The following is a 19,187-nucleotide window of genomic DNA, read 5'->3' as shown; positions in this document are numbered from 1 at the left end:
GAATGTGGAAACTTAAGAGTTTTTTGAGACCGTACTGGATGTGGTGTTTGCTAGCGCCGCTGTTAATGGTTATCGAGGTGTTTATGGATTTATTGCAGCCTACACTCATGGCAAGCATTGTGAATGAAGGCATCATGACAAGAGATCTGTCGCATATTGTTTCGACTGGGCTAACCATGTTGGGCGTTGCGTTTATCGGCTTGATCGGCGGGGTAGGCTGCACTGTTTTTTCGAGTATTGCATCCCAACATTTTGGTAACGATTTGCGGATACGGCTGTTTGAGCATATTGAATCATTCTCTAATCAAAATATTGATCGGTTAAAAACAGGATCGCTAATTACCCGGTTAACGAACGATGTGGTGCAACTACAGACATTTGTACAGATGATTCTACGTTCGTTTGTACGTTCTCCATTGTTACTAATTGGTAGCTTGATCATGGCCATTCGGATCAGTCCAACTCTAACCCTTATCCTGCTAATCTCCGTTCCATTACTATTTATCATTTTGTATGTGCTAATCCGTCTTTCTTTTCCTTTGTTTGCGAAAATGCAAAACAAATTGGACGGTGTCAACACCGTACTTCAAGAAAATCTCTCTGGCATTCGTGTAATAAAGGCCTTTGTTCGGGCTAAACAAGAACAGAAACGATTTGATTCTGCAAACACGGAATATACCCAGACAGCGATCAAGGCAGTACGACTCATGGCACTGAATTTACCGCTCATGATGTTCATACTGAACGCAAGTATTGTTGCCGTGCTCTGGTTCGGGGGGATTCAAAGCTGGAATAACGGACTTCCGGTTGGTGATTTGATCGCTTTTATTAATTATGTTACCCAACTGTTGATGTCCATGTTAATGCTTAGCAATACGCTGACTTTTGTGTCACGGGCTAAGGTTTCAGCGGACCGAGTGAACGAGGTATTTGCCACTACAAGTGAAATTATGGATGTTCCCTCCGCTAATCATCATGTGATTCGTAAAGGGCGAATTGAATTCAAAAGTGTATCATTTGCTTACCACAAAGATGATGAGAACCTCGTACTAAATGATATCAACTTTATTGCTGAACCGGGTAAAACGGTTGCGATATTAGGTGCAACTGGTGCCGGGAAATCGACGCTCGTCAGTCTTATCCCCAGGCTTTACGAGGTTACGTCAGGTTCTATTATGATCGACGGTACTGACATTCGCGGAATTGGACTAGATCATTTACGTAGCCAGATTGGGCTTGTCATGCAGCAGACGATTCTGTTCAGTGGAACCATTCGTGATAATATCCGCTATGGAAGACCGGATGCCACAACCGAAGAAGTGGAGCAGGCAGCCATAACCGCGGAAGCCCATGATTTCATTATTAGACTTCCACAGGAGTATGACACCATTCTTGGTCAGCGTGGAATCAACCTATCCGGCGGCCAAAAGCAGCGGTTATCAATTGCGAGAGCCCTACTAATCCAACCAACCATTCTAATTATGGATGACAGCACCAGCGCGCTTGACGCGACTACCGAATCACGGATCAGACAATTACTGAAAATACAGATGCAAAGTAGCACCAACATTTTGATTACCCAGCGGGTCTCATCCGTCATAGATGCCGACATCATCCTAATCTTGGATAACGGTAAGATCGTCGCCCAAGGTACCCATGAAGAGCTTCTGCGAAGCAGTGAAATCTACCGGGATATCCGGCGGTCACAGCTAAAGGGAGAGGAGGCATCCTATGTCGAGTCTTAATAACCGTACACCAGTATCGTTTCCCGGACGTCCATCCGGTTTTGGGGGAGGACCGCAAGGAATGGGGCACGGAGCTGGTCGTGGGGCTGTCCCGAAGGTGCGAGCCAAGAATCGGGGAGCTACAATTAAACGAATCTGGTCTTATCTAAACCGTCAACGATTAGGATTAACCTTAGTGTACGTATTTACTGTACTTAACGCAGTGGTATCGTTGATCGGTCCATACCTGCTTGGTAAGGCGATAGATACTGCAGTCATTCCCGGTGACTACGCTGGATTGGTGCGATTTTGCCTGCTTATTCTCGGTATTTATGTGCTTGGAAGCGCAGTTGCCTGGGTGCAAGCCTATGTTATGACCGGTGTTTCTCAAAATACCGTGTTCGAGCTGAGGCGCGACCTGTTTGCGAAATATCAGCAACTGCCTGTTCAATTTTTTGACACGCACTCCAACGGGGAACTGATGAGTCGGGCAACCAACGACATCGAAAATGTATCCAATTCGCTGAATCAAAGTGTGACCCAGCTGCTGAACAGCTTAATTACACTCAGCGGTTCACTGGTCATCATGCTAGCGCTGAACATACCGTTAACTGTCGTTGCTATGTTGACAATCCCGCTCTTTTTATTGGCAAGCCGTAAAATAAGTGGCTTGAGTCGGATTTATTTTAAAAATCAACAACGTCATTTAGGAGAGCTCAACGGGTTTATCGAAGAAACGATTAGCGGATTAAAGGTAGTCAAGCAGTATCGTATGGAAGAAAGAGAAGGCGAGCGATTCCACAAGATCAGTGGCGAACTGAATAAGTCGGGCATTAAAGCGCAGATCGTTTCTGGACTTGTTGGACCGGTCATGAACATGATCAACAATCTTAACTTTGCACTCATTGCGGGTGTTGGGGGCTGGATGGCCTTTCATGATTTGGCCACGGTAGGGGTGATCGTCAGCTTTCTCAACTATTCCAAACAGTTTGGTCGACCGATTGCTGAACTCGCCAACCAGTACAACCTTATTCAATCGGCCATCGCAGGGGCAGAGCGCGTATTTGAAGTCATGGATATGCCGTCCGAATATGGTGATGAACAGCATAGAGAATTGCCAAGGCTTACCGGGAACGTCGTATTTCACAACGTTTCTTTCGGCTACAAGCCGGATTCGCCTATTCTCAACGATGTGACGTTTGAAGCGAAGTCTGGTGAGAAAATCGCGCTTGTCGGACCAACGGGGGCAGGAAAAACAACAATTATCAACTTGTTGACAAGATTTTATGAGATCAATGGCGGTGTGGTGACTATCGACGGCCGGGACATCCGGGAGTTGGACAAAAACGCGCTGCGCAGCCAGCTCGGGATGGTACTTCAGGATGCGCATGTATTTTCTGGATCCATACGAGATAATATCCGCTTCGGTCGCCTGGATGCGACTGATCAAGAGGTGGAGGTGGCTGCAAAACTTGCCAATGCCGATAAGTTTATTATGAGGCTCCCTCACGGTTACGAAACGATATTGGGCACAGAGGGTGGAAATCTGAGCCATGGACAACGCCAGTTACTGACCATTGCACGTGCTATCCTAGCTGATCCAGCCATTCTAATTCTAGACGAAGCTACCAGTAGTGTTGATACGCGAACGGAAATGCATATCCAGCAAGCGATGACAACCTTGATGAAAGGACGTACTAGCTTTGTTATTGCCCACAGGCTCAGTACGATCCAAGATGCTGACCGTATCCTTGTCATCCAAGGTGGACGAATTGTGGAGCAGGGGAGCCATGAACAGTTGCTTAAGCTGCAAGGCGTCTATCACGAGCTTTATAATAGCCAGTTTAAGCGAGCATTTCAGGAGGATGTTTCATGAATGCTCCAACAATCGATTTCCTTTTTGATTGGGAGTTTGTGATTTCGTGATTTCGTGAAGATAGGTAGTTTTAATGTAAAAAAACACAGATGCAAGGTTTCTTTAGAAGTAACAAAAAGATGGCTTCAACTTCCACGATAGTGCGGAAGTGAAGCTATCTTTTTGTTGTGATTTGGTATTACCACGCTTATTTTACGGATTTGGCGAATTCAGAGGATTTGATACCCGCTTGACGGCCGAAGATGATGATCTCTGCGACAGAATTACCACCGATTCGGTTCTCACCGTGTAACCCTCCGGTTACTTCACCTGCCGCGAAGAGACCCGGGATTGGTTTGTTGTCCTTGTCTAAAACTTCTGTATTCGTATTAATGACCACACCACCCATGGTGTAATGAATTCCTGGGCCGATTTTGATGGCATAGTATGGCGCAGCAGACAGTTCGTGGTCTATTCCCGTCTTTCTTTCGAATTCAGTGTCATTTTTATTTTTTACTGCACCGTTCCAAGTATCGATCGTCTTCTGTAATGAATCCGCTGGTAATTCAATATCTTCAGCTAGTGCCTTGATCGTATCTGCTTTTTTCACAAATCCTAATTTTTCATATTGTTCGATCGCTTTCGCACGTGATCTAACTCCGGAATCGAAAATAAGAAAAGCATTTGTCTCAGGTAGCTTCGTAATTGCTTGGGTTACGTTGTCACGCGTACCCATTTCGTTGATGAACCGTTGACCTTTGCTGTTTACGAGAATTGCACCTTCTCCACGTACCGCTTCCCCGATAAGGTAGGAGTTTTCTTGCTGTACCGTTGGATGAACCTGGATTTGATTCATATCAACCGTGGTTCCGCCCATTTTTTCAATCATTTGAATACCATCACCCGTACTGCCTTCCTGATTCGTCGTCACATAACCTTCCAGATCCGGTCGAACCTTGGCGATGAGTTCCATGTTGGCACCAAATCCACCGGCCGTAATCACGACGGATTTTGCCGATATCATTTTTTCTTCATTCGGTTTGAAGACCACTTTAAGGCCGTTGATTTTACCGTCTTGTTTCGTAACTTCTTTGACATTGGCATTAACGAATATGGGAATACCCTGAGCTTGGACGTTCTTCAGTAATCCCGTTACGAGGTACTGACCCACAGCGGAACCGTCTTCAGGACGGTGGGTGCGCTTCTGGCTCATCCCGCCCGTGATCGTGAGACTATTCAATCGGATATCGATGGAATCTAGCCAATCTATGGCACCCGCCGAATTGTCTACGAAATAGCGAAGTAGAGCTTTATCATTAGTACCATGGCCACCTTGTAAGGTTTCTTCGTAAAATAATTCATTACGATCCGATATACCTTGTTCCTTTTGAAACTTCGTCTCGGATGCGTTCATCCCTGAAGAAGATTTGTTCGTATTGCCGCCTGCAAACGGCATTTTCTCGAAAATAACCGGACTCATGCCTGCAGCTTTCGCTTCAAGCGCAGCAGTCATACCTGCGCCGCCTGCACCTACGATTGCAATATCGTAGGTGTCTTTCAATTCGTCAAGTGGCGTATAATTCGCCATGGACGCACTCGACGTCGCATCTTCTTTTTCTTTATCCTTGTTTTGTTCTGCTGTGTTGTCCGTACCGGCATTGTTTTCCGGTTTCGTAGTTCCTTTTCCACACCCTGATATTAGCAGCAGGATGGATAGCAAGAGAATCAGAATGATCTTTGATTTATTGTGCATGTTTGTACCCTCCATGTTGAATCTATTGCCGTTCATCACCTATAGCATACCAATTTCTGTTATTTATTATTTGTGATGACCTCAAATTTCAATTGATGATTCATCCATGCACAAATCAAGTAAGAGTTTATTATGGCGTGGAAAGTCCGTCACTTTGACCTGGTGAAGCTACTATCTATTAGGTTAAAGTTGGAGTACAAGAAGAATAGCCATTCATAGCTACACAGCAGCTTCTTCCTTTAGTCTTAGTAGTCTTCTATTTTCCAGTTCAATGAAACTGGGTACACGTTCTTTTGTATTTGCAAAAGTAATACCGGAAAAAGGCGGATGAACAGGGTTTGAAGCTGTCCTACATAAACCACTTGACTTAGAGTTAACTTTAAGTGAAATAATATGAACATTAAACTCTATAACTTATTTTGATTGAGAGGAGTCAATCTATATGGAATATACGAAACTTGGAAATACCGGTCTGGATGTATCACGGCTGTGTCTAGGCTGTATGAGCTTTGGTGTTGCTGAACGATGGATTCATCAATGGGTACTTGATGAGGAGCAGAGCCGAGGTATCATAAAAAAAGCGCTTGAACTCGGAATTAATTTTTTTGATACGGCGAATGTGTATTCAGACGGAACGAGTGAGGAAATTGTTGGACGAGCGCTGAAGGATTATTCTAATCGAGATGAAATTGTTCTCGCGACGAAGGTCTTTAATCGTATGCATGAAGGACCAAATGGAGCTGGGTTATCCCGAAAAGCAATTATGAGTGAGATTGATAAGAGTCTCAAGAGATTAGGAACAGATTATGTGGATCTGTACCAGATACATCGGTGGGATTATCACACGCCAATCGAAGAAACAATGGAAGCTCTTCATGATGTTGTTAAGGCGGGTAAGGTAAGATACATTGGTGCTTCCGCCATGTATGCTTGGCAGTTCCAAAAAGCGTTATATGTAGCGGAAAAGAATGGTTGGACCCGATTTGTATCCATGCAGAATCACCTCAATCTGATTTACCGAGAAGAGGAGCGCGAGATGTTGCCTCTTTGTAAGGAAGAAAAAATCGGTGTTATTCCATATAGTCCGCTGGCATCTGGAAGATTAACTCGAGATTGGGCGGTTACAACCCCTCGTTCAGAAACCGATCAGATTCAAAAATCTAAATATGATGGCACTGCAGATACGGATCGATTGGTCGTCGAACGGGTTGCTACTATCGCCGAAAAATATGATGTTCCACGAATTCATATCGCTCTTGCCTGGTTGCTGCAGAAAGAACCGGTGACAGCTCCTATCATTGGTGCTACAAAAATATCTCATCTCGAAGATGCCGTAGGTGCACTATCCATTAGGTTAACCCCTCAAGATATTGATTTCTTGGAAGAACCTTATGTACCGCATCCAATCATTGGTTTTAATTAATAAGTATTCAAAAATCCCTCGTTACGGTTACGAGGGATTTTTGTTGTGCAAAACTTTTTCTTTAAAGCTTTTTCCTATATGCAGTTGGTGACGTACCATAGGATTTAGTAAATTGTCGGGTAAAGTAATTACTATCACTAAACCCGCATTCATGTGATATTTGAGTAATACTGAGGCTGGAATGCTTTAATAATCCGCAAGCCCGCTCAAGGCGTAATCGATGGAGATAAGCGATTGGAGTCGTCTGATAGTAAGAGCGAAACATCCGATTTAGGTGTCTTACCGATATATCGGAGTATTTAGCGATTTGATCCAATGTCAGTGGTTCAAGATATCGATCTTCCATATAAGAGATTGCGCTCGCCAAATGCATCAGATGATTTCCCTGAAATCCTTTCTCCTGTTTGTCATAATGTCTGGACAAATAAACGACGAGTTCCATAAACTTGGAACCTAGCATCGTCTGATAACCCTGTAGCTTGTTATGATATTCTTCAATCATGCCGGCAATGAGCAATGAGACATACTCCAGATTAGGAATCGACAAGCTGAGTTTGCTTGCGTAGGAATGTCTATGACGATATAGAGGTTCCAATACAAATAATGCTTGAAAGCCGTTGGATGTCCGCAAATCCGCTCCTGCTGTCGAAAGCATTTCAGGTTGAAACATGATATTGCAGATTTTGAAATCCTGAGGATCTTTAAAAGCATGAGGGGTTGAACCGTTAATCACAAATACATTTCCCTTCTTGATAAACGATTCTTCGGTATTAACAATATGTGTAGCTTTACCATTCAATACGATGACGAGCTCCGAAAAGTCTACATGTCTATGCAGATCGGTGTCTTCGTCGTGATAGCCATATTGAATAAAAAATGGAAATTGTCGATCAGATGTAAACCATTTTAAATAAAATTCACTCAATTCGTAACCCTCCGAGCATGACTAAATGAATGTCTATATCATGCTATTTTTGGACTGAATAATCAAGGCTTGCTGTTCAGTTCGTGCAGTATAATTCTTGAATAAGTTCAGTCTTAAGTAGTTGAAAAGGAGGATGTTTCATGAAATATAGCAATCCAATTTTACCTGGTTTTTATCCAGATCCGAGCATTTGCAGAGTGGGTGAAGATTATTTTTTGGTTAACAGTTCATTCGCCTATTCTCCTGGAATCCCCATTTGGCATAGCAAGGACTTGGTGCATTGGAAACAGCTCGGATATTGCTTAACTCGTGAGAATCAGCTTCAATTTGATGAATCTGTGGTATCTGGAGGTGTTTGGGCACCAACCCTGCGATATAATAACGGTCGATTTTATATGGTTACAACAAATCAGGACAAGGGTGGACATTTTTATGTTTGGACGGTTGACCCTGCCGGTGAATGGTCGGACCCAATCTATGTGAATCAAGAAGGGATAGATCCATCCTTATTTTTTGATGATGGGAAGGTTTATTTTACAAGCACTGGAACTGCACAGGGGACTGGGATCTACCAAAGTGAGATTGATATCGAAACCGGCCAGAAGCTGAGCGATACACACTTGATCTGGACAGGTAGTGGAGGAAAATTTCCTGAGGGACCACATCTTTATAAAGCAAATGGCTTCTATTACTTGATGTGTGCTGAAGGTGGGACAGAATATGGACATATGGAGACAATTGCAAGAAGTAGAACACCCTATGGGCCATACGAATCTTCTCCGTATAATCCGATTTTGAGCCATCGAAGCTCAGATTACCCCATTCAAGCTACCGGGCATGCCGATTTAGTTGAAGCGCAGGATGGCAGTTGGTGGGCAGTTTTTCTGGGAAATCGGCCAGTAGGATATCCTTACCGTCATCATCTTGGCAGGGAAACATTCCTGGCTCCGGTCCTGTGGAGCGAGGATGGATGGCCGATGATTGGAGATAACGGAGTCGTCGGATTAGAAATGGAAGCTGACACACCGTCACCTGTGCTATGGGAAGACGAGCCTGAGACCGACGATTTTAATCACTCTGATTTAAGAATGAGCTGGAATTTTCTTCGCAATGCTAAAAAAGTCGATTGGTCTTTGCAGGAACGAGCTGGATGGCTAGCATTACGTGGAGCTGACGTGAGATTAAGTGAAAGTGGAACACCTGCGTTTATTGGTTGTAGGCAGCGGCACTTGGATTGTGAAATCTCCACCAAACTGGAATTTAACCCACTTGAAGGCGATGAAGCGGGTCTTGTCGTTTTTATGGATCAGAAGTATCACTACGCAATTGGGTTAACACGGATTGAAGATGAAAATGTTATCTCGGTACGCAGACAGGTGGGAAGTATAAGTGACATGAAGTATTCGCCGCCGTTCGAAGGGACAGTTGTAGACTTAAGAATTCAAGCATTACCAGAGAAATATATGTTTTTCTATCGAGGTGCCGATCAGTTATGGCATCAACTAGGCGAAGCTGAGACACACTTGATCTCTACTGAAGTGGCGGGCGGTTTTACAGGAGTTTTCTTTGGGATGTATAACTTCTCTGCAAATCGAACAACCGCTTATTATGATTGGTTTCAATATCGAAAAGAATAGAGAAGCGGTCTAGTATGTATTTAGTTTTTCTTGATCATTTCACGTCCATTCTCAGTGCATAAGGAAATATTTTCATGTCTACTTTTCAAAATAATATTGTTAAGGTAGTGAGATATCCTTTGATAAGAGGTGAGAAGTTGTCATGATTAAGAAACATTGTTTATTTTGCGATGAGATTGTTTCCATTGAGGCGCATGGCGATTACGATAGATTTATTGGCTGTTCCTGTTCACCCGGCAGGTACTATAACCTCCTGAGAGACAGTTATAAACCTATTCATTTGCTACCGCATCAAAAGAAACGTGAAATGCTCCATGTAATATCCGCATATATAAGAGAGTTGACAGATTGTGATGAAAAGGTCACTCTATCAGCGGATGATTTGGAATCCATAGTAAATTCTCCGGATATTCCAGTGACCGTTGAAGATAAAGGAAACCGTCTATTGCAATATCTGTACAGACATTCCGATGCTCCTGGGGAACCGATTGTCATTCAACCCCTGTCTAGGAACCATAACTTAACGTATTCTCCAAATCTCCAAGAACTGGTGTATATCATTGATAAGCTGAGTAACGAGCGGCTGCTTATCAGGGAAGGCATTACCTTTAAGCTTACGGATGAGGGATGGAGTGTAGCGGCTGCCAGCACCGGAGGAAAAAAATTAAAACCATGTATTGTTCTCATCTCAGATGATGAAGATTTACGCACGGAGTGGATGGAGCAGCTGTTGCCAAAAGTAGAGCAGTGCGGGTATCTTCCACGTGTAGTTACACATTCAAAAACGCAAAGTTATGAGGATTATTCCTTGGAGTTTATTGCGGATAATAAACTGATTATTGCGGATTTAACGGGCCAATCTCCAGGGGTATATTTCACGGCGGGATATGCGCTTGGATTGAACATTCCTGTGATATGGACCGTGAACCGCAGCGAAGCCGATAAACTTGTTGTGCAACTACAAGATATTCGGCCAATGGTTTGGGATACCGTCGAAGAACTGGCAGTTATACTCCAGCAGAGGTTGAGTAGATAGAGGGGGAAGTTTTACTGCATATAAAAAGCTATCGTTTTGAATAAAGTTGATCAAAACGATAGCTTTTATATAATTTATTTATCAATCATGGAGACATCCCATAATTGGTTCAATGATTGTTCTGAAATTTCGGGAAAGTTGACCTCTTTATTGTGATGTTGACGATCAATCTCCTCATGTACATGGAGTACTAAAAGGACTAGAAGGATTATCGTCAACAACCGATGTAAAAACATCCAGCGCTTCTTTAACTTTTTACGAAACATATAGGTAAGCGCTAGAAGCATAGCGACAAAGAGGCAGACACTACCCAAATTAAGAGTAAATAGTTTAGACATAAATTGCATATCAAAAAGGTTTGTAGTTTCCTCGTTGCCAGCCAGAATACCATGCAGAAGGCCAGTGGTAATCATCAATATTCCCAAGTGCTTGTGGAATTTCCTGAATAGGCGGTTTAACTGACGATGTTTACTAATGCGTGCAATGTATTTCAGTGCTAACAGAACGGTAAATATCACTGCAAGCCAAGCGAGTATTTCACTTATAATCATGTTCTACTTTAAACCTGTAAATCTTTTTTCTATTTTTTCAAGCCACTTTGTTCTTTTTTCACTAGAACTGGACTTTACCATATTCAAGCTCAACCATTTCACATTTTTGATACCTGATTTCTTTAGAGTTCCTCTTATGAGTGACTTTTTTATAGCATTACCATACGTTAACTTATACATAATTGAGGGTGTATTCATCGTGGTGATCACAGTTGTAGATTTTAGATTATTTAGCAAAGTAACCATTCCGTAACCTGAGCTTGTATAGTCGTAGGTTTCTCCAGGAAAGATGACTTTATCAATGAATCCTTTCAGTAGAGCAGGCATCAATTCCCACCAAATAGGGAAGATAAAAACCAGATGTTCTGCTGCTTTTATTCGCTGTATATATTCCAGAGCTTGTGAATCGATAGATTTTTTATTTCTAAAGGCTAATAAGTCTTCTGCTGTCATGACTGGATTAAATTGATCACGATCTAAATGTATGAGGTCAAATTCATGACCTGCTTTATAAAGACCCCTTTTAACTGAGTCTAAGATAGCATGACAATAACTTCCTTCATAAGGATGATTATACACAATGGCAACTCTCATAATAAATATCCTCCAATTCATGATTTCATATTTACTATGAGATTGTAACTCCCTATGTCAGAAAGACGCATTAACCATTGTTAATATCAGCTGAAATTCTATTGCGAATTCTGCTTAAAGAAACAGATGTTATACCTAAATACGACGCAATATAATGGTGAGGAACGCGTTCTAAAAGTTGAGGGTTTTGTGAGCATAACTCCATATACCTCTTTTGAGGAGAATCTTTTATTCGAGAAAGAAATAGTTTCGTATAATTCACAAATCTATCAGCTAATATTTCTGATGAATATTCCTTTAGTTGAGGAATCATTTTGAGCATTTTTAGATAATTTTCTTTCTCAATTATTATAAGATGTGAGCATTCAACCGATTCTATGTTAAATAAACTCGTCTCATTATTGTAAAAGCTTTCAAAAGAAGATACCTCTTGTTGTTCAAAGAAAAATTGAAAGGTAATATCTCTTCCGTCATCATTAAACCATAATCTCAAGCAACCTTGATTTATAAAGTATAAACGACTCGCTATTTCTCCTTCTCTTAAAAGAATTGTCTTTGGGGGAACTTGAATCTCAGTAAACATGGTTTGTAATTCTCCCCAATTATCTCTTATATAAGGTATATGATTAAAATATGACTTCATTAAGCTGTTCAACTCCCTTTCTGCTCCATTTCCCCGTTAATTATTCACAATTCCTTATAGAGTTATTCTGCTTCGGTTTATCCCATTTCGCTGGATTCGTATCATCTGGAATCACATGATTGATAATGTCTAGGTAGTGCTTTGCTTTGTCTTCCATATATTTGGCTTTGAGTTTTGCTTCCTCCAATTGAGCCAGAGCAGTAGCTTTATGTTCCAAAATGATCTGATAACGTTCCTGAATGGTAGAATCGCCAGACAAACACAAGTCTACATAGTTTTTAATTGCTTCTACGGACATACCACATTGTTTCAGATATTTTACACCTGTTAGCCAATTGATTGATTCGTCATCAAAAAGCCGATTATTATTTTTGTCTCGTTGGATAGTTGGAACTAACCCCTTATCCGTGTAGTAACGAATGGTATGTTCGGTCAGATTAAGCAGCTTTGCTACTTCTTTCACAGAATACATTGTAGAGCCTCCTCAGAAATTGTATATCAAAATTCTTCGTCTCCTCTTGACTTCGTGTTACTCGAACCTGATAGGCTAATAATTGTAATCCTAACAACAGAAGCTGTAAATAGGATGAACACTAGTAATCCGACACGTACTACAAAATAGGAGGTTTTCATATGCAAAATGTAATTTTGAATAATGGTGTTGAGATGCCGATCCTTGGTTTTGGTGTTTACCAGATTGAAGACGCAAATGAATGTGAACAGAGCGTTTATGATGCTATTATGGCAGGTTATCGTTTGATTGATACGGCTTCGGCTTATCGAAATGAAGAGGCGGTTGGTAGAGCAATCAAGCGGAGCGGTGTGCCAAGAGAAGAAATATTTATTACTACCAAACTATGGATTCAAGATACCGGTTATGAGAGCACAAAGAAAGCATTCGATAAATCACTGAAACGACTGCAAGTGGAATATATCGACTTATACTTAATTCATCAGCCATTTGGTGATGTGTATGGTTCTTGGCGTGCTATGGAGGAATTGTACCGTGAAGGACAGACCAAGGCGATCGGAGTTAGTAACTTCCAAATGGATCGTCTGGTAGATCTCATTACTCATAATGAAATCGTTCCTGCAGTAAACCAGATTGAAACTCATCCTTTTTGTCAACAAATTGAAAGTGCTAACCTTATGAAAGAGAACCATGTTCAGATTGAATCTTGGGCTCCTTTTGCGGAAGGAAGAAACGACATCTTCACGAATGAAGTATTAGTATCTATTGCCGAAAAATATAAAAAGTCTGTAGCGCAGGTAATTTTACGTTGGCTGACACAAAGGGGAGTGGTAGTGATTCCTAAGTCAGTTCGAAAGGAAAGAATCATTGAAAACTTCAATATCTTTGATTTTGAATTAAACATAGAAGATATGGAATCGATTGCTGCATTGGATACGAAAAAAAGTATGTTCTTCTCACATAATGATCCTGATATGGTGAAATGGCTTGGTAATGTTAAATATGATATCTAATAATATTGATAACAAGATAATCTAATAAAAGAATAACGCATCGAATCCATAGATTCGATGCGTTATTCTTTTATAATTTATTATAAAGCTCATCATCAACTGGTTCTAACCATTCTGTTTCTCCCGGTGATATGGCCAGCTGTACAAACCAACTGTCTTTTGTAGCGCCATGCCAATGCTTTATATTCGGAGGGATATTCACTACATCTCCAGTTTTAAGTAATTGAGCTGATTTTCCTTCTTGTTGATACCAGCCCTCACCACCTGTAACTAATAATACTTGTCCGATTTTATGAGAGTGCCAGTTATTACGTGCTCCTGGAGTAAAAGTCACATTTCCGATGGGAGCATTTAGTGGTGTCGGGTCAGTAAACACCATTTGCAGGTATGCATCGCCGATAAAGTTTGCTTCAACTTTTTGTCCAAGTGGAAAGATTGTGCTGTTGTTTAAATGTTCATTTTCCATATGAATATACCTTCTTCTGATTAATTTTTATAAATTTCTTTCGCGATGTTAAATGCGGACCAGGCTTTGGGCCATCCTGCATAGAACGAAAGATGAGTGATGATCTCCGCTATTTCATCTTTTGTTACTCCATTTGCCTTCGCTTTTTGAAGATGTGGAGTTAATTGTTCGAAGTTTCCACCAGCAATTAATGCGGAGACAGTAATCATGCTGCGATCTCGAGGAGATAATTCCTTCTCCCTTGACCATACTTCACCAAATAAGACATCATCATTCAGTTCTGCGAATTTCGGGGCAAATTCTCCTAGCAAGTCTCGTCCCGCTGTTTGTTTCTCAGCCATATTTTTAGTACCTCCACCCATTTTTATTTTAGTACAAGACGAAGTATAGACCTTAAAGTACACTTTAAGGCAAGTCATCATGAATATATAGAAGATATGGATTTGTGTGCCATTGACTTAAAGTCAACTTTAAGTGATAGATTCATTTCAAGAGATAAGAGAGGTGAAGATCATGAATATTACGCAAGTAGCAAACCAATTTGGTGTGGCACCTTCAACATTGAGATATTATGAACGCATAGGTTTGATACCTCCGGTTAACCGAACACAAAGTGGTATACGCGATTACAAGCAAGATGATATCAACTGGATAGAATTTATAAAATGTATGCGAGATGCGGGATTATCGATAGAGGCATTAATTGAATATACAACTTTATTTATGGAAGGAGATCATACCATAGAAGCCCGAAAAAAAATTCTGGCTGATGAAAGAGAAAAACAAATAGAAAAACGAAAGCAGATTGATAAAATAATTAAAAGATTAGAATGGAAAATTGAAGGTTACAACGGAAAATTATTAGGGAAAGAAACTGAACTTATGCAAAAGTAGAGTTGTGATGGATGAGAGCTCAATATAAATTGATTTCCACCGTTTGACTTTAAGTGAACTTTAAGTTGTAAGGTATAAACGTATCAATCATCAAGGAGGAAATGAACATGACAGCTTCAAGTCATTCACTCAGAAGCAACTTATTTAGCATGGATTGATTGTGGGACTGTGACTAATGACACAAAATATTTATGTGAATTCATAAGGAAAGAAACTGGTTTGTATGTTTCAGATGGTGCCATGTTTGGTGGAAACGGTAACTATTTCATTAGATTGAACTATGCTTGTCCTAAAGCGCGACTAGAGGATGGATTACAGCGTCTGAAAAAAGGAATTTTAGAATTTCAAAGTTCTACATCAGCATAGATTGAGTAAATAGAAGATTTATGACATTGGATAGCTCGTAAACGAAGCTTAAAAAATAACAGGCGTCCTCCATAGTTGAGGACGCCTGTTATTTATATTACTTTAACTTGGATATACCACCACTATTTAAATTCACTTTGATATCAAACTGGTCGATGCTGTCTGAATCTAGAGGGATTCTTCCCGCGTTACTTAGTTTGTTCCACTCATTTGGCATATCGCGATAGAAAATACTCGAAAGACCATATATATCAATTTTTTTATCAAGACCCTTTAGGTAAGTCTCCATAATTTGTTTTTTCACTTCTTCTATCGCATGAAGTTCAAAATCTTTCTTATTTAAGCCTGTACTCATCTCAGTAAGTGTGGCCTGCATAGACACTTCAATGTCGAAGACGGGCTTGTCATGCTTCAGCTTGGGACGAATAGATGATTTAATTTTGTTCATGACCATCAAAGCGATTTCTTTATTTTCATCTTTGATAACCAGGGGTGTTCTTTTCGTCTTTTTTTCTAGCCACCGAAGCCCTAAAATATCTTTCGCCTCAAGGGCGCCCCGAAATTGCTGATTATCCAGAAAACAAATCCCGGAAATACTAACGTTGGGAGAAGGCTTTTCATTATTAGTCCAGCCTGACACAATTCTTAGATAAGGTAATTGAAGCGTCTCACCTTTCTCTTTCCATTTCCATATAAACTTATATAGATAGAGCGGAGCGATGATAGAGCTTTGTTCATATGTTCGCATCGGACTGTTTAGTTGCGAGTAAATCACGGATAAATCGGTGATCGACGTAGTATTCAGCAGTTTTTCCATAGGTTCTTTGGTCGCCATAGTCCAGACGGTGTAACGAAATTCATAATATCGATCCCACACTTCCAATACTTGTTTGATTACGTCTTCCCTTAGAGCCGCTTCACTAAATACGATCGTTTTCACATTACTCCATATGATCATTTGAGGGCTTGAAGCATACAAATTGAATATCGCAGCATCAAACGTTTCACCCTCAGCCTTACCTACAAATGTTTTCTGTTCTTGGGCCTGACCTGCTTCTTTCTTGGCAACACCACTAAAGTTAACCATTTGGATATAAACAACGACTTTGTCGTTTACATAATCGACTCCCATTGTATTCACATAGATCATGTGCTCGATTTCCTTTGCTCCCCAACAACCCGTGAGCAGCATGGAGAGCAGACCGGTGACAAGAATGCATCGGATCAATTTCATTCGTGTTCTCGTCCTTTAATCCCTGAATTTTCAGTGAACTTTCCCTTACCCCATGGCATTCTGAACAGAATCTTATACATTTCTTTGAAATGCGGCGGAGATAACGGGTCAAGATAGTAGGTGCCGAAAGATCTTAAATTGACCATAAAGAGTATCAAAGCAAGTAAACTTACCATCGTACCAAATAGTCCTAGAAATCCGCTGATTATGAGTACAATAATTCGAATCAGGCTGACGATACTGACCAATGATTGATTCACTAAAGTAAAGGTAGCCAGTACCGAAATCGCTATAACCACAATAGTACCTGGACCAGCAATACCTGCACTAATGGCCGCCTGACCGATAATTAGACCTCCCACTACCGATAATGTCTGGCCAAAAGAAGAAGGTAACCTCATACCCGCTTCCCGGAAAATCTCAAACAAGATCAGCATCACAATTGCCTCTAGGGGCGCCGGAAGTGGTACTCCCTGTCGCGAATTAACTAAGGTAGCAAGTAACGTAAAAGGGATTTGATCTTGATGAAACGTAGTGAGCGCGATCCAAAATCCAGGTAAATAGAGGGAAAGAAACACTCCAAATACTCTTAATAATCTCGTAAAAGCAACAAAGACATTCACCATGTGGACATCTTCCGAAGTATTTAGCAAAAAGTTAAAGCTCACCGGTGCAATGATCACTGTAGGTGATCCACTTGTCAAAAGCACAAATTTGCCATGGAGCAGTGAATTCACAGCATAGTCAGGTCTTCCCGTATACGAAAATAATGGAAATAAGGAAAATCCGGTCAGACTTTCTTCAAGCTGAGTGCTGCTCACAAGTCCTTTAACTTGAATACCGGACAGTCTAGTCTTTATCTCCTGAAGAACATGAGGCTTGATCGTGTCTTTGAGATATAGGAGATGAACCCCAGTAGCTGTTTTGGATCCAATCGTGAATTCTTCAACCGCTAATAAATCGGTCTTAAGCCGTTTTCGAATAAGAGCAATATTGGTAAATGACTCTTCCGTAAAACCATCCCTAGGCCCTCTTGTTGACACTTCCGTATTCGGTTCCTCCGGTTGTCGTTTGGGAGGATCGGCCAATGCCACGGAGTAACATTGATTCGAAGGTGTAAATCGAAGAAATAGATTCCCCCCCAACACGGCCTCCCTCAACGAACTTTCCATTTCCTCCGATTGGAGGGATGACATCAGAAATGGAACCTTTTGCTGAAGATCTAGTTCATCCGATAAGAGGAGAGGTTCCGTAATTTTTTTCAATTCGGGTATGATGAATTGCTCCACTTTGATTACATCACACAACCCTTGGCAATAAACCAGTTGTACGGCAAATTTCGAATCCGACAAAGGGACGGTCTTTCTCTTGATATCTGAACTTGAACCGAATAATCTCGAAACCAAATCGTCGAACTTTGGAGATTCTTTCTGGTCAGACTTCTTCATGATGTAACTTTCCCCCTTCGGTGAGCCAAGCTGATCAGCCCCGCAATAATTAAGGAAAAAACTAGCACTCCCCACAAAGAAAACGGAAGGACATAGGAAGACAGTATTTTAAGAAATAATTGGTCCCCAAAAGGAATTTCAGTGACCACAACGATGATTAAAAAAATGCAGCCAAGCACTAGCATTTTCACTTTTCTGCTTTGAATTTGAAATATATCGAGAATTAGGAACATGGTCAGTGAAATTCTCAGAAATGCACCACTGAACCATTGATACACGCTAAAAAAGTCTAGATGTTCAATGTATCGACCGATCGTTAGTAATCTCCATTCCTCATATGCAGGAAATCTGAGCTTATCAGCCTCATCCGGTCCAAATTCAACAATGGCACCAATGATTGGCCCCATCGTGAGACCTATGAGAAGTAAGATCATAATCAGGAAGGACAGATATGACAAACGAGACCTGATGTGGTGTTGTAAAAAGAACAACATGATGACCTCAACAAAACCAGCTCCAGCGTACATAGCACCTCCCCAAACAGGCTGCATGCCATGTTCAAGTATCGGCCTCAATAAAGAATAATCTTTATGGGGTGTGTTAGAAAACATGATGAAAAAGCCCAAAATAATCACGAAAGGTAATAAAATACCGGCGGTATTGGCGAGGGAATGGATACCCAAGTAAGCACTTACTGCCGAAATTAGCAGCAGTATGATAGCTAATACAAGGATTGGTGTTTCGGGAGAGAAGGTTAGATGAACCCAATATACGGTGTCTCTGGTTGTAATCGTACATATGACTAACAAATAAACGCATGCGACTGCTGCTAATAAACGGCTCACGAGGGGGTGATAAGCTTTTCCTAGCCATTCGAATAGATGTTGCTTATTGATTTTGGTGACCCCGATGTGCAGAATCACAATCCAAATCAAGGCACATGCACCAGCCAGTAGCACTGAGATCCAGGCATCTCGCTTTGCCGCATCCAGAAGTATAGGAATGATGATGACATGATTCAGAAGTCCTGTGCTTAGCATAATAATCATGATGGATTGAGCAAACGAAATATTAGTTTTTATTATCCTCAGCCTCCTAATTAAACCAGGCAACTTGTCCATTATTATAGTGGCATTCTTATAGATGATTTATT

Annotated in this window: 18 protein-coding genes; 7 read left to right on the top strand and 11 right to left on the bottom strand. The window is 41.1% G+C overall.

Going from position 1 to position 19,187, the window contains the following annotated elements; translation table 11 throughout:
* Nucleotides 1–2 precede the first annotated feature (2 nt).
* Together IEW05_RS09295 and IEW05_RS09290 are read left to right on the top strand one after the other, a co-directional pair.
* Entirely contained in the window at nucleotides 3–1,745 is a 1,743-nt protein-coding gene (locus IEW05_RS09295) for an ABC transporter ATP-binding protein (RefSeq protein WP_188537992.1), read from the top strand.
* The gene (locus tag IEW05_RS09290) at nucleotides 1,732–3,600 is read left to right on the top strand and encodes an ABC transporter ATP-binding protein (protein ID WP_373285789.1); all 1,869 of its coding nucleotides are present in this window, start codon (nucleotides 1,732–1,734) and stop codon (nucleotides 3,598–3,600) included. Before IEW05_RS09295 ends, IEW05_RS09290 begins: the two co-directional genes overlap by 14 nt.
* A gap of 187 nt (nucleotides 3,601–3,787) precedes the next feature.
* Here IEW05_RS09290 and IEW05_RS09285 read toward each other — a convergent pair whose 3' ends face one another.
* Nucleotides 3,788–5,332, bottom strand: a complete 1,545-nt coding sequence (locus IEW05_RS09285; RefSeq protein WP_188537989.1) for a flavocytochrome c — start codon at nucleotides 5,330–5,332, stop codon at nucleotides 3,788–3,790.
* Between the two features lie 442 nt (nucleotides 5,333–5,774).
* Between IEW05_RS09285 and IEW05_RS09280 the strand changes: the two genes are divergently transcribed.
* Nucleotides 5,775–6,755 carry an aldo/keto reductase gene (locus tag IEW05_RS09280; protein WP_188537987.1) on the top strand — a complete coding sequence of 327 codons (981 nt, stop codon included), beginning with the start codon at nucleotides 5,775–5,777 and terminating at the stop codon, nucleotides 6,753–6,755.
* A 61-nt stretch (nucleotides 6,756–6,816) separates the two neighbouring features.
* On the opposite strand, the gene IEW05_RS09275 is transcribed toward IEW05_RS09280, so the two are convergent.
* The gene (locus IEW05_RS09275; RefSeq protein ID WP_188537985.1) at nucleotides 6,817–7,680 is read right to left on the bottom strand and encodes a helix-turn-helix domain-containing protein; all 864 of its coding nucleotides are present in this window, start codon (nucleotides 7,678–7,680) and stop codon (nucleotides 6,817–6,819) included.
* A 140-nt stretch (nucleotides 7,681–7,820) separates the two neighbouring features.
* Between IEW05_RS09275 and IEW05_RS09270 the strand changes: the two genes are divergently transcribed.
* Nucleotides 7,821–9,317: a glycoside hydrolase family 43 protein gene (locus IEW05_RS09270; protein ID WP_188537983.1), complete on the top strand. Its 1,497-nt coding sequence runs from the start codon at nucleotides 7,821–7,823 to the stop codon at nucleotides 9,315–9,317.
* Between the two features lie 142 nt (nucleotides 9,318–9,459).
* On the top strand, nucleotides 9,460–10,353 hold the full coding sequence (locus tag IEW05_RS09265) for a hypothetical protein (RefSeq protein ID WP_188537981.1): 894 nt from the start codon (nucleotides 9,460–9,462) through the stop codon (nucleotides 10,351–10,353).
* Nucleotides 10,354–10,427: 74 nt separating this feature from the next.
* On the opposite strand, the gene IEW05_RS09260 is transcribed toward IEW05_RS09265, so the two are convergent.
* The 4 genes from IEW05_RS09260 to IEW05_RS09245 all read right to left on the bottom strand — a co-directional run bounded on the left by IEW05_RS09260 (nucleotide 10,428) and on the right by IEW05_RS09245 (nucleotide 12,613).
* On the bottom strand, nucleotides 10,428–10,904 hold the full coding sequence (locus tag IEW05_RS09260; RefSeq protein WP_188537979.1) for a ferric reductase-like transmembrane domain-containing protein: 477 nt from the start codon (nucleotides 10,902–10,904) through the stop codon (nucleotides 10,428–10,430).
* Between the two features lie 3 nt (nucleotides 10,905–10,907).
* Nucleotides 10,908–11,498 carry an NAD(P)H-dependent oxidoreductase gene (locus IEW05_RS09255; RefSeq protein WP_188537977.1) on the bottom strand — a complete coding sequence of 197 codons (591 nt, stop codon included), beginning with the start codon at nucleotides 11,496–11,498 and terminating at the stop codon, nucleotides 10,908–10,910.
* 70 nt (nucleotides 11,499–11,568) lie between these two features.
* Nucleotides 11,569–12,141 carry a Crp/Fnr family transcriptional regulator gene (locus tag IEW05_RS09250; RefSeq protein ID WP_188537975.1) on the bottom strand — a complete coding sequence of 191 codons (573 nt, stop codon included), beginning with the start codon at nucleotides 12,139–12,141 and terminating at the stop codon, nucleotides 11,569–11,571.
* Nucleotides 12,142–12,181: 40 nt separating this feature from the next.
* Complete coding sequence (locus tag IEW05_RS09245) at nucleotides 12,182–12,613, bottom strand: MerR family transcriptional regulator (RefSeq protein WP_188537973.1); 432 nt, start codon at nucleotides 12,611–12,613, stop codon at nucleotides 12,182–12,184.
* Nucleotides 12,614–12,774: 161 nt separating this feature from the next.
* Here IEW05_RS09245 and IEW05_RS09240 point away from each other — a divergent pair, with 161 nt between their 5' ends.
* A complete protein-coding gene (locus IEW05_RS09240; RefSeq protein WP_188537971.1) occupies nucleotides 12,775–13,626 on the top strand; it encodes an aldo/keto reductase in 852 nt (283 codons plus the stop codon).
* A 70-nt stretch (nucleotides 13,627–13,696) separates the two neighbouring features.
* Here IEW05_RS09240 and IEW05_RS09235 read toward each other — a convergent pair whose 3' ends face one another.
* Complete coding sequence (locus IEW05_RS09235) at nucleotides 13,697–14,092, bottom strand: cupin domain-containing protein (protein ID WP_188537969.1); 396 nt, start codon at nucleotides 14,090–14,092, stop codon at nucleotides 13,697–13,699.
* 20 nt (nucleotides 14,093–14,112) lie between these two features.
* Nucleotides 14,113–14,433: a carboxymuconolactone decarboxylase family protein gene (locus IEW05_RS09230; protein ID WP_188537967.1), complete on the bottom strand. Its 321-nt coding sequence runs from the start codon at nucleotides 14,431–14,433 to the stop codon at nucleotides 14,113–14,115.
* A gap of 172 nt (nucleotides 14,434–14,605) precedes the next feature.
* On the opposite strand from IEW05_RS09230, the gene IEW05_RS09225 reads away from it, so the two are divergent.
* The gene (locus tag IEW05_RS09225; protein WP_188537965.1) at nucleotides 14,606–14,986 is read left to right on the top strand and encodes a MerR family transcriptional regulator; all 381 of its coding nucleotides are present in this window, start codon (nucleotides 14,606–14,608) and stop codon (nucleotides 14,984–14,986) included.
* A gap of 463 nt (nucleotides 14,987–15,449) precedes the next feature.
* Here the strand turns inward: IEW05_RS09225 and IEW05_RS09220 are convergent, their stop codons facing one another.
* From IEW05_RS09220 to IEW05_RS09210, 3 genes are read right to left on the bottom strand one after another with little or no spacing between them, the layout of a single operon-like run.
* Nucleotides 15,450–16,586 carry a Ger(x)C family spore germination protein gene (locus IEW05_RS09220; protein ID WP_188537963.1) on the bottom strand — a complete coding sequence of 379 codons (1,137 nt, stop codon included), beginning with the start codon at nucleotides 16,584–16,586 and terminating at the stop codon, nucleotides 15,450–15,452.
* Complete coding sequence (locus IEW05_RS09215; protein ID WP_188537960.1) at nucleotides 16,583–18,034, bottom strand: spore germination protein; 1,452 nt, start codon at nucleotides 18,032–18,034, stop codon at nucleotides 16,583–16,585. Before IEW05_RS09215 ends, IEW05_RS09220 begins: the two co-directional genes overlap by 4 nt.
* The gene (locus IEW05_RS09210) at nucleotides 18,031–19,155 is read right to left on the bottom strand and encodes a GerAB/ArcD/ProY family transporter (RefSeq protein ID WP_268238724.1); all 1,125 of its coding nucleotides are present in this window, start codon (nucleotides 19,153–19,155) and stop codon (nucleotides 18,031–18,033) included. The genes IEW05_RS09215 and IEW05_RS09210 overlap by 4 nt, the downstream gene beginning before the upstream one ends.
* Nucleotides 19,156–19,187: the final 32 nt, after the last annotated feature.

This window comes from Paenibacillus segetis, from assembly GCF_014639155.1.
Classification (GTDB): Bacteria; Bacillota; Bacilli; order Paenibacillales; family Paenibacillaceae; genus Fontibacillus; species Fontibacillus segetis.
The sequence above is the reverse complement of the archived record's forward strand: the minus strand, read 5'-3'. Positions and strand labels throughout refer to the sequence as shown.

Coding starts and splice junctions, on each gene's coding strand:
- IEW05_RS09215 (WP_188537960.1), bottom strand. CDS start 18,034: ATGAAGAAGTCTGACCAGAAAGAATCTCCAAAGTTCGACGATTTGGTT.
- IEW05_RS09225 (WP_188537965.1), top strand. CDS start 14,606: ATGAATATTACGCAAGTAGCAAACCAATTTGGTGTGGCACCTTCAACA.
- IEW05_RS09260 (WP_188537979.1), bottom strand. CDS start 10,904: ATGATTATAAGTGAAATACTCGCTTGGCTTGCAGTGATATTTACCGTT.
- IEW05_RS09270 (WP_188537983.1), top strand. CDS start 7,821: ATGAAATATAGCAATCCAATTTTACCTGGTTTTTATCCAGATCCGAGC.
- IEW05_RS09255 (WP_188537977.1), bottom strand. CDS start 11,498: ATGAGAGTTGCCATTGTGTATAATCATCCTTATGAAGGAAGTTATTGT.
- IEW05_RS09230 (WP_188537967.1), bottom strand. CDS start 14,433: ATGGCTGAGAAACAAACAGCGGGACGAGACTTGCTAGGAGAATTTGCC.
- IEW05_RS09245 (WP_188537973.1), bottom strand. CDS start 12,613: ATGTATTCTGTGAAAGAAGTAGCAAAGCTGCTTAATCTGACCGAACAT.
- IEW05_RS09295 (WP_188537992.1), top strand. CDS start 3: ATGTGGAAACTTAAGAGTTTTTTGAGACCGTACTGGATGTGGTGTTTG.
- IEW05_RS09290 (WP_373285789.1), top strand. CDS start 1,732: ATGTCGAGTCTTAATAACCGTACACCAGTATCGTTTCCCGGACGTCCA.
- IEW05_RS09210 (WP_268238724.1), bottom strand. CDS start 19,155: ATGGACAAGTTGCCTGGTTTAATTAGGAGGCTGAGGATAATAAAAACT.
- IEW05_RS09240 (WP_188537971.1), top strand. CDS start 12,775: ATGCAAAATGTAATTTTGAATAATGGTGTTGAGATGCCGATCCTTGGT.
- IEW05_RS09265 (WP_188537981.1), top strand. CDS start 9,460: ATGATTAAGAAACATTGTTTATTTTGCGATGAGATTGTTTCCATTGAG.
- IEW05_RS09285 (WP_188537989.1), bottom strand. CDS start 5,332: ATGCACAATAAATCAAAGATCATTCTGATTCTCTTGCTATCCATCCTG.
- IEW05_RS09235 (WP_188537969.1), bottom strand. CDS start 14,092: ATGGAAAATGAACATTTAAACAACAGCACAATCTTTCCACTTGGACAA.
- IEW05_RS09280 (WP_188537987.1), top strand. CDS start 5,775: ATGGAATATACGAAACTTGGAAATACCGGTCTGGATGTATCACGGCTG.
- IEW05_RS09220 (WP_188537963.1), bottom strand. CDS start 16,586: ATGAAATTGATCCGATGCATTCTTGTCACCGGTCTGCTCTCCATGCTG.
- IEW05_RS09250 (WP_188537975.1), bottom strand. CDS start 12,141: ATGAAGTCATATTTTAATCATATACCTTATATAAGAGATAATTGGGGA.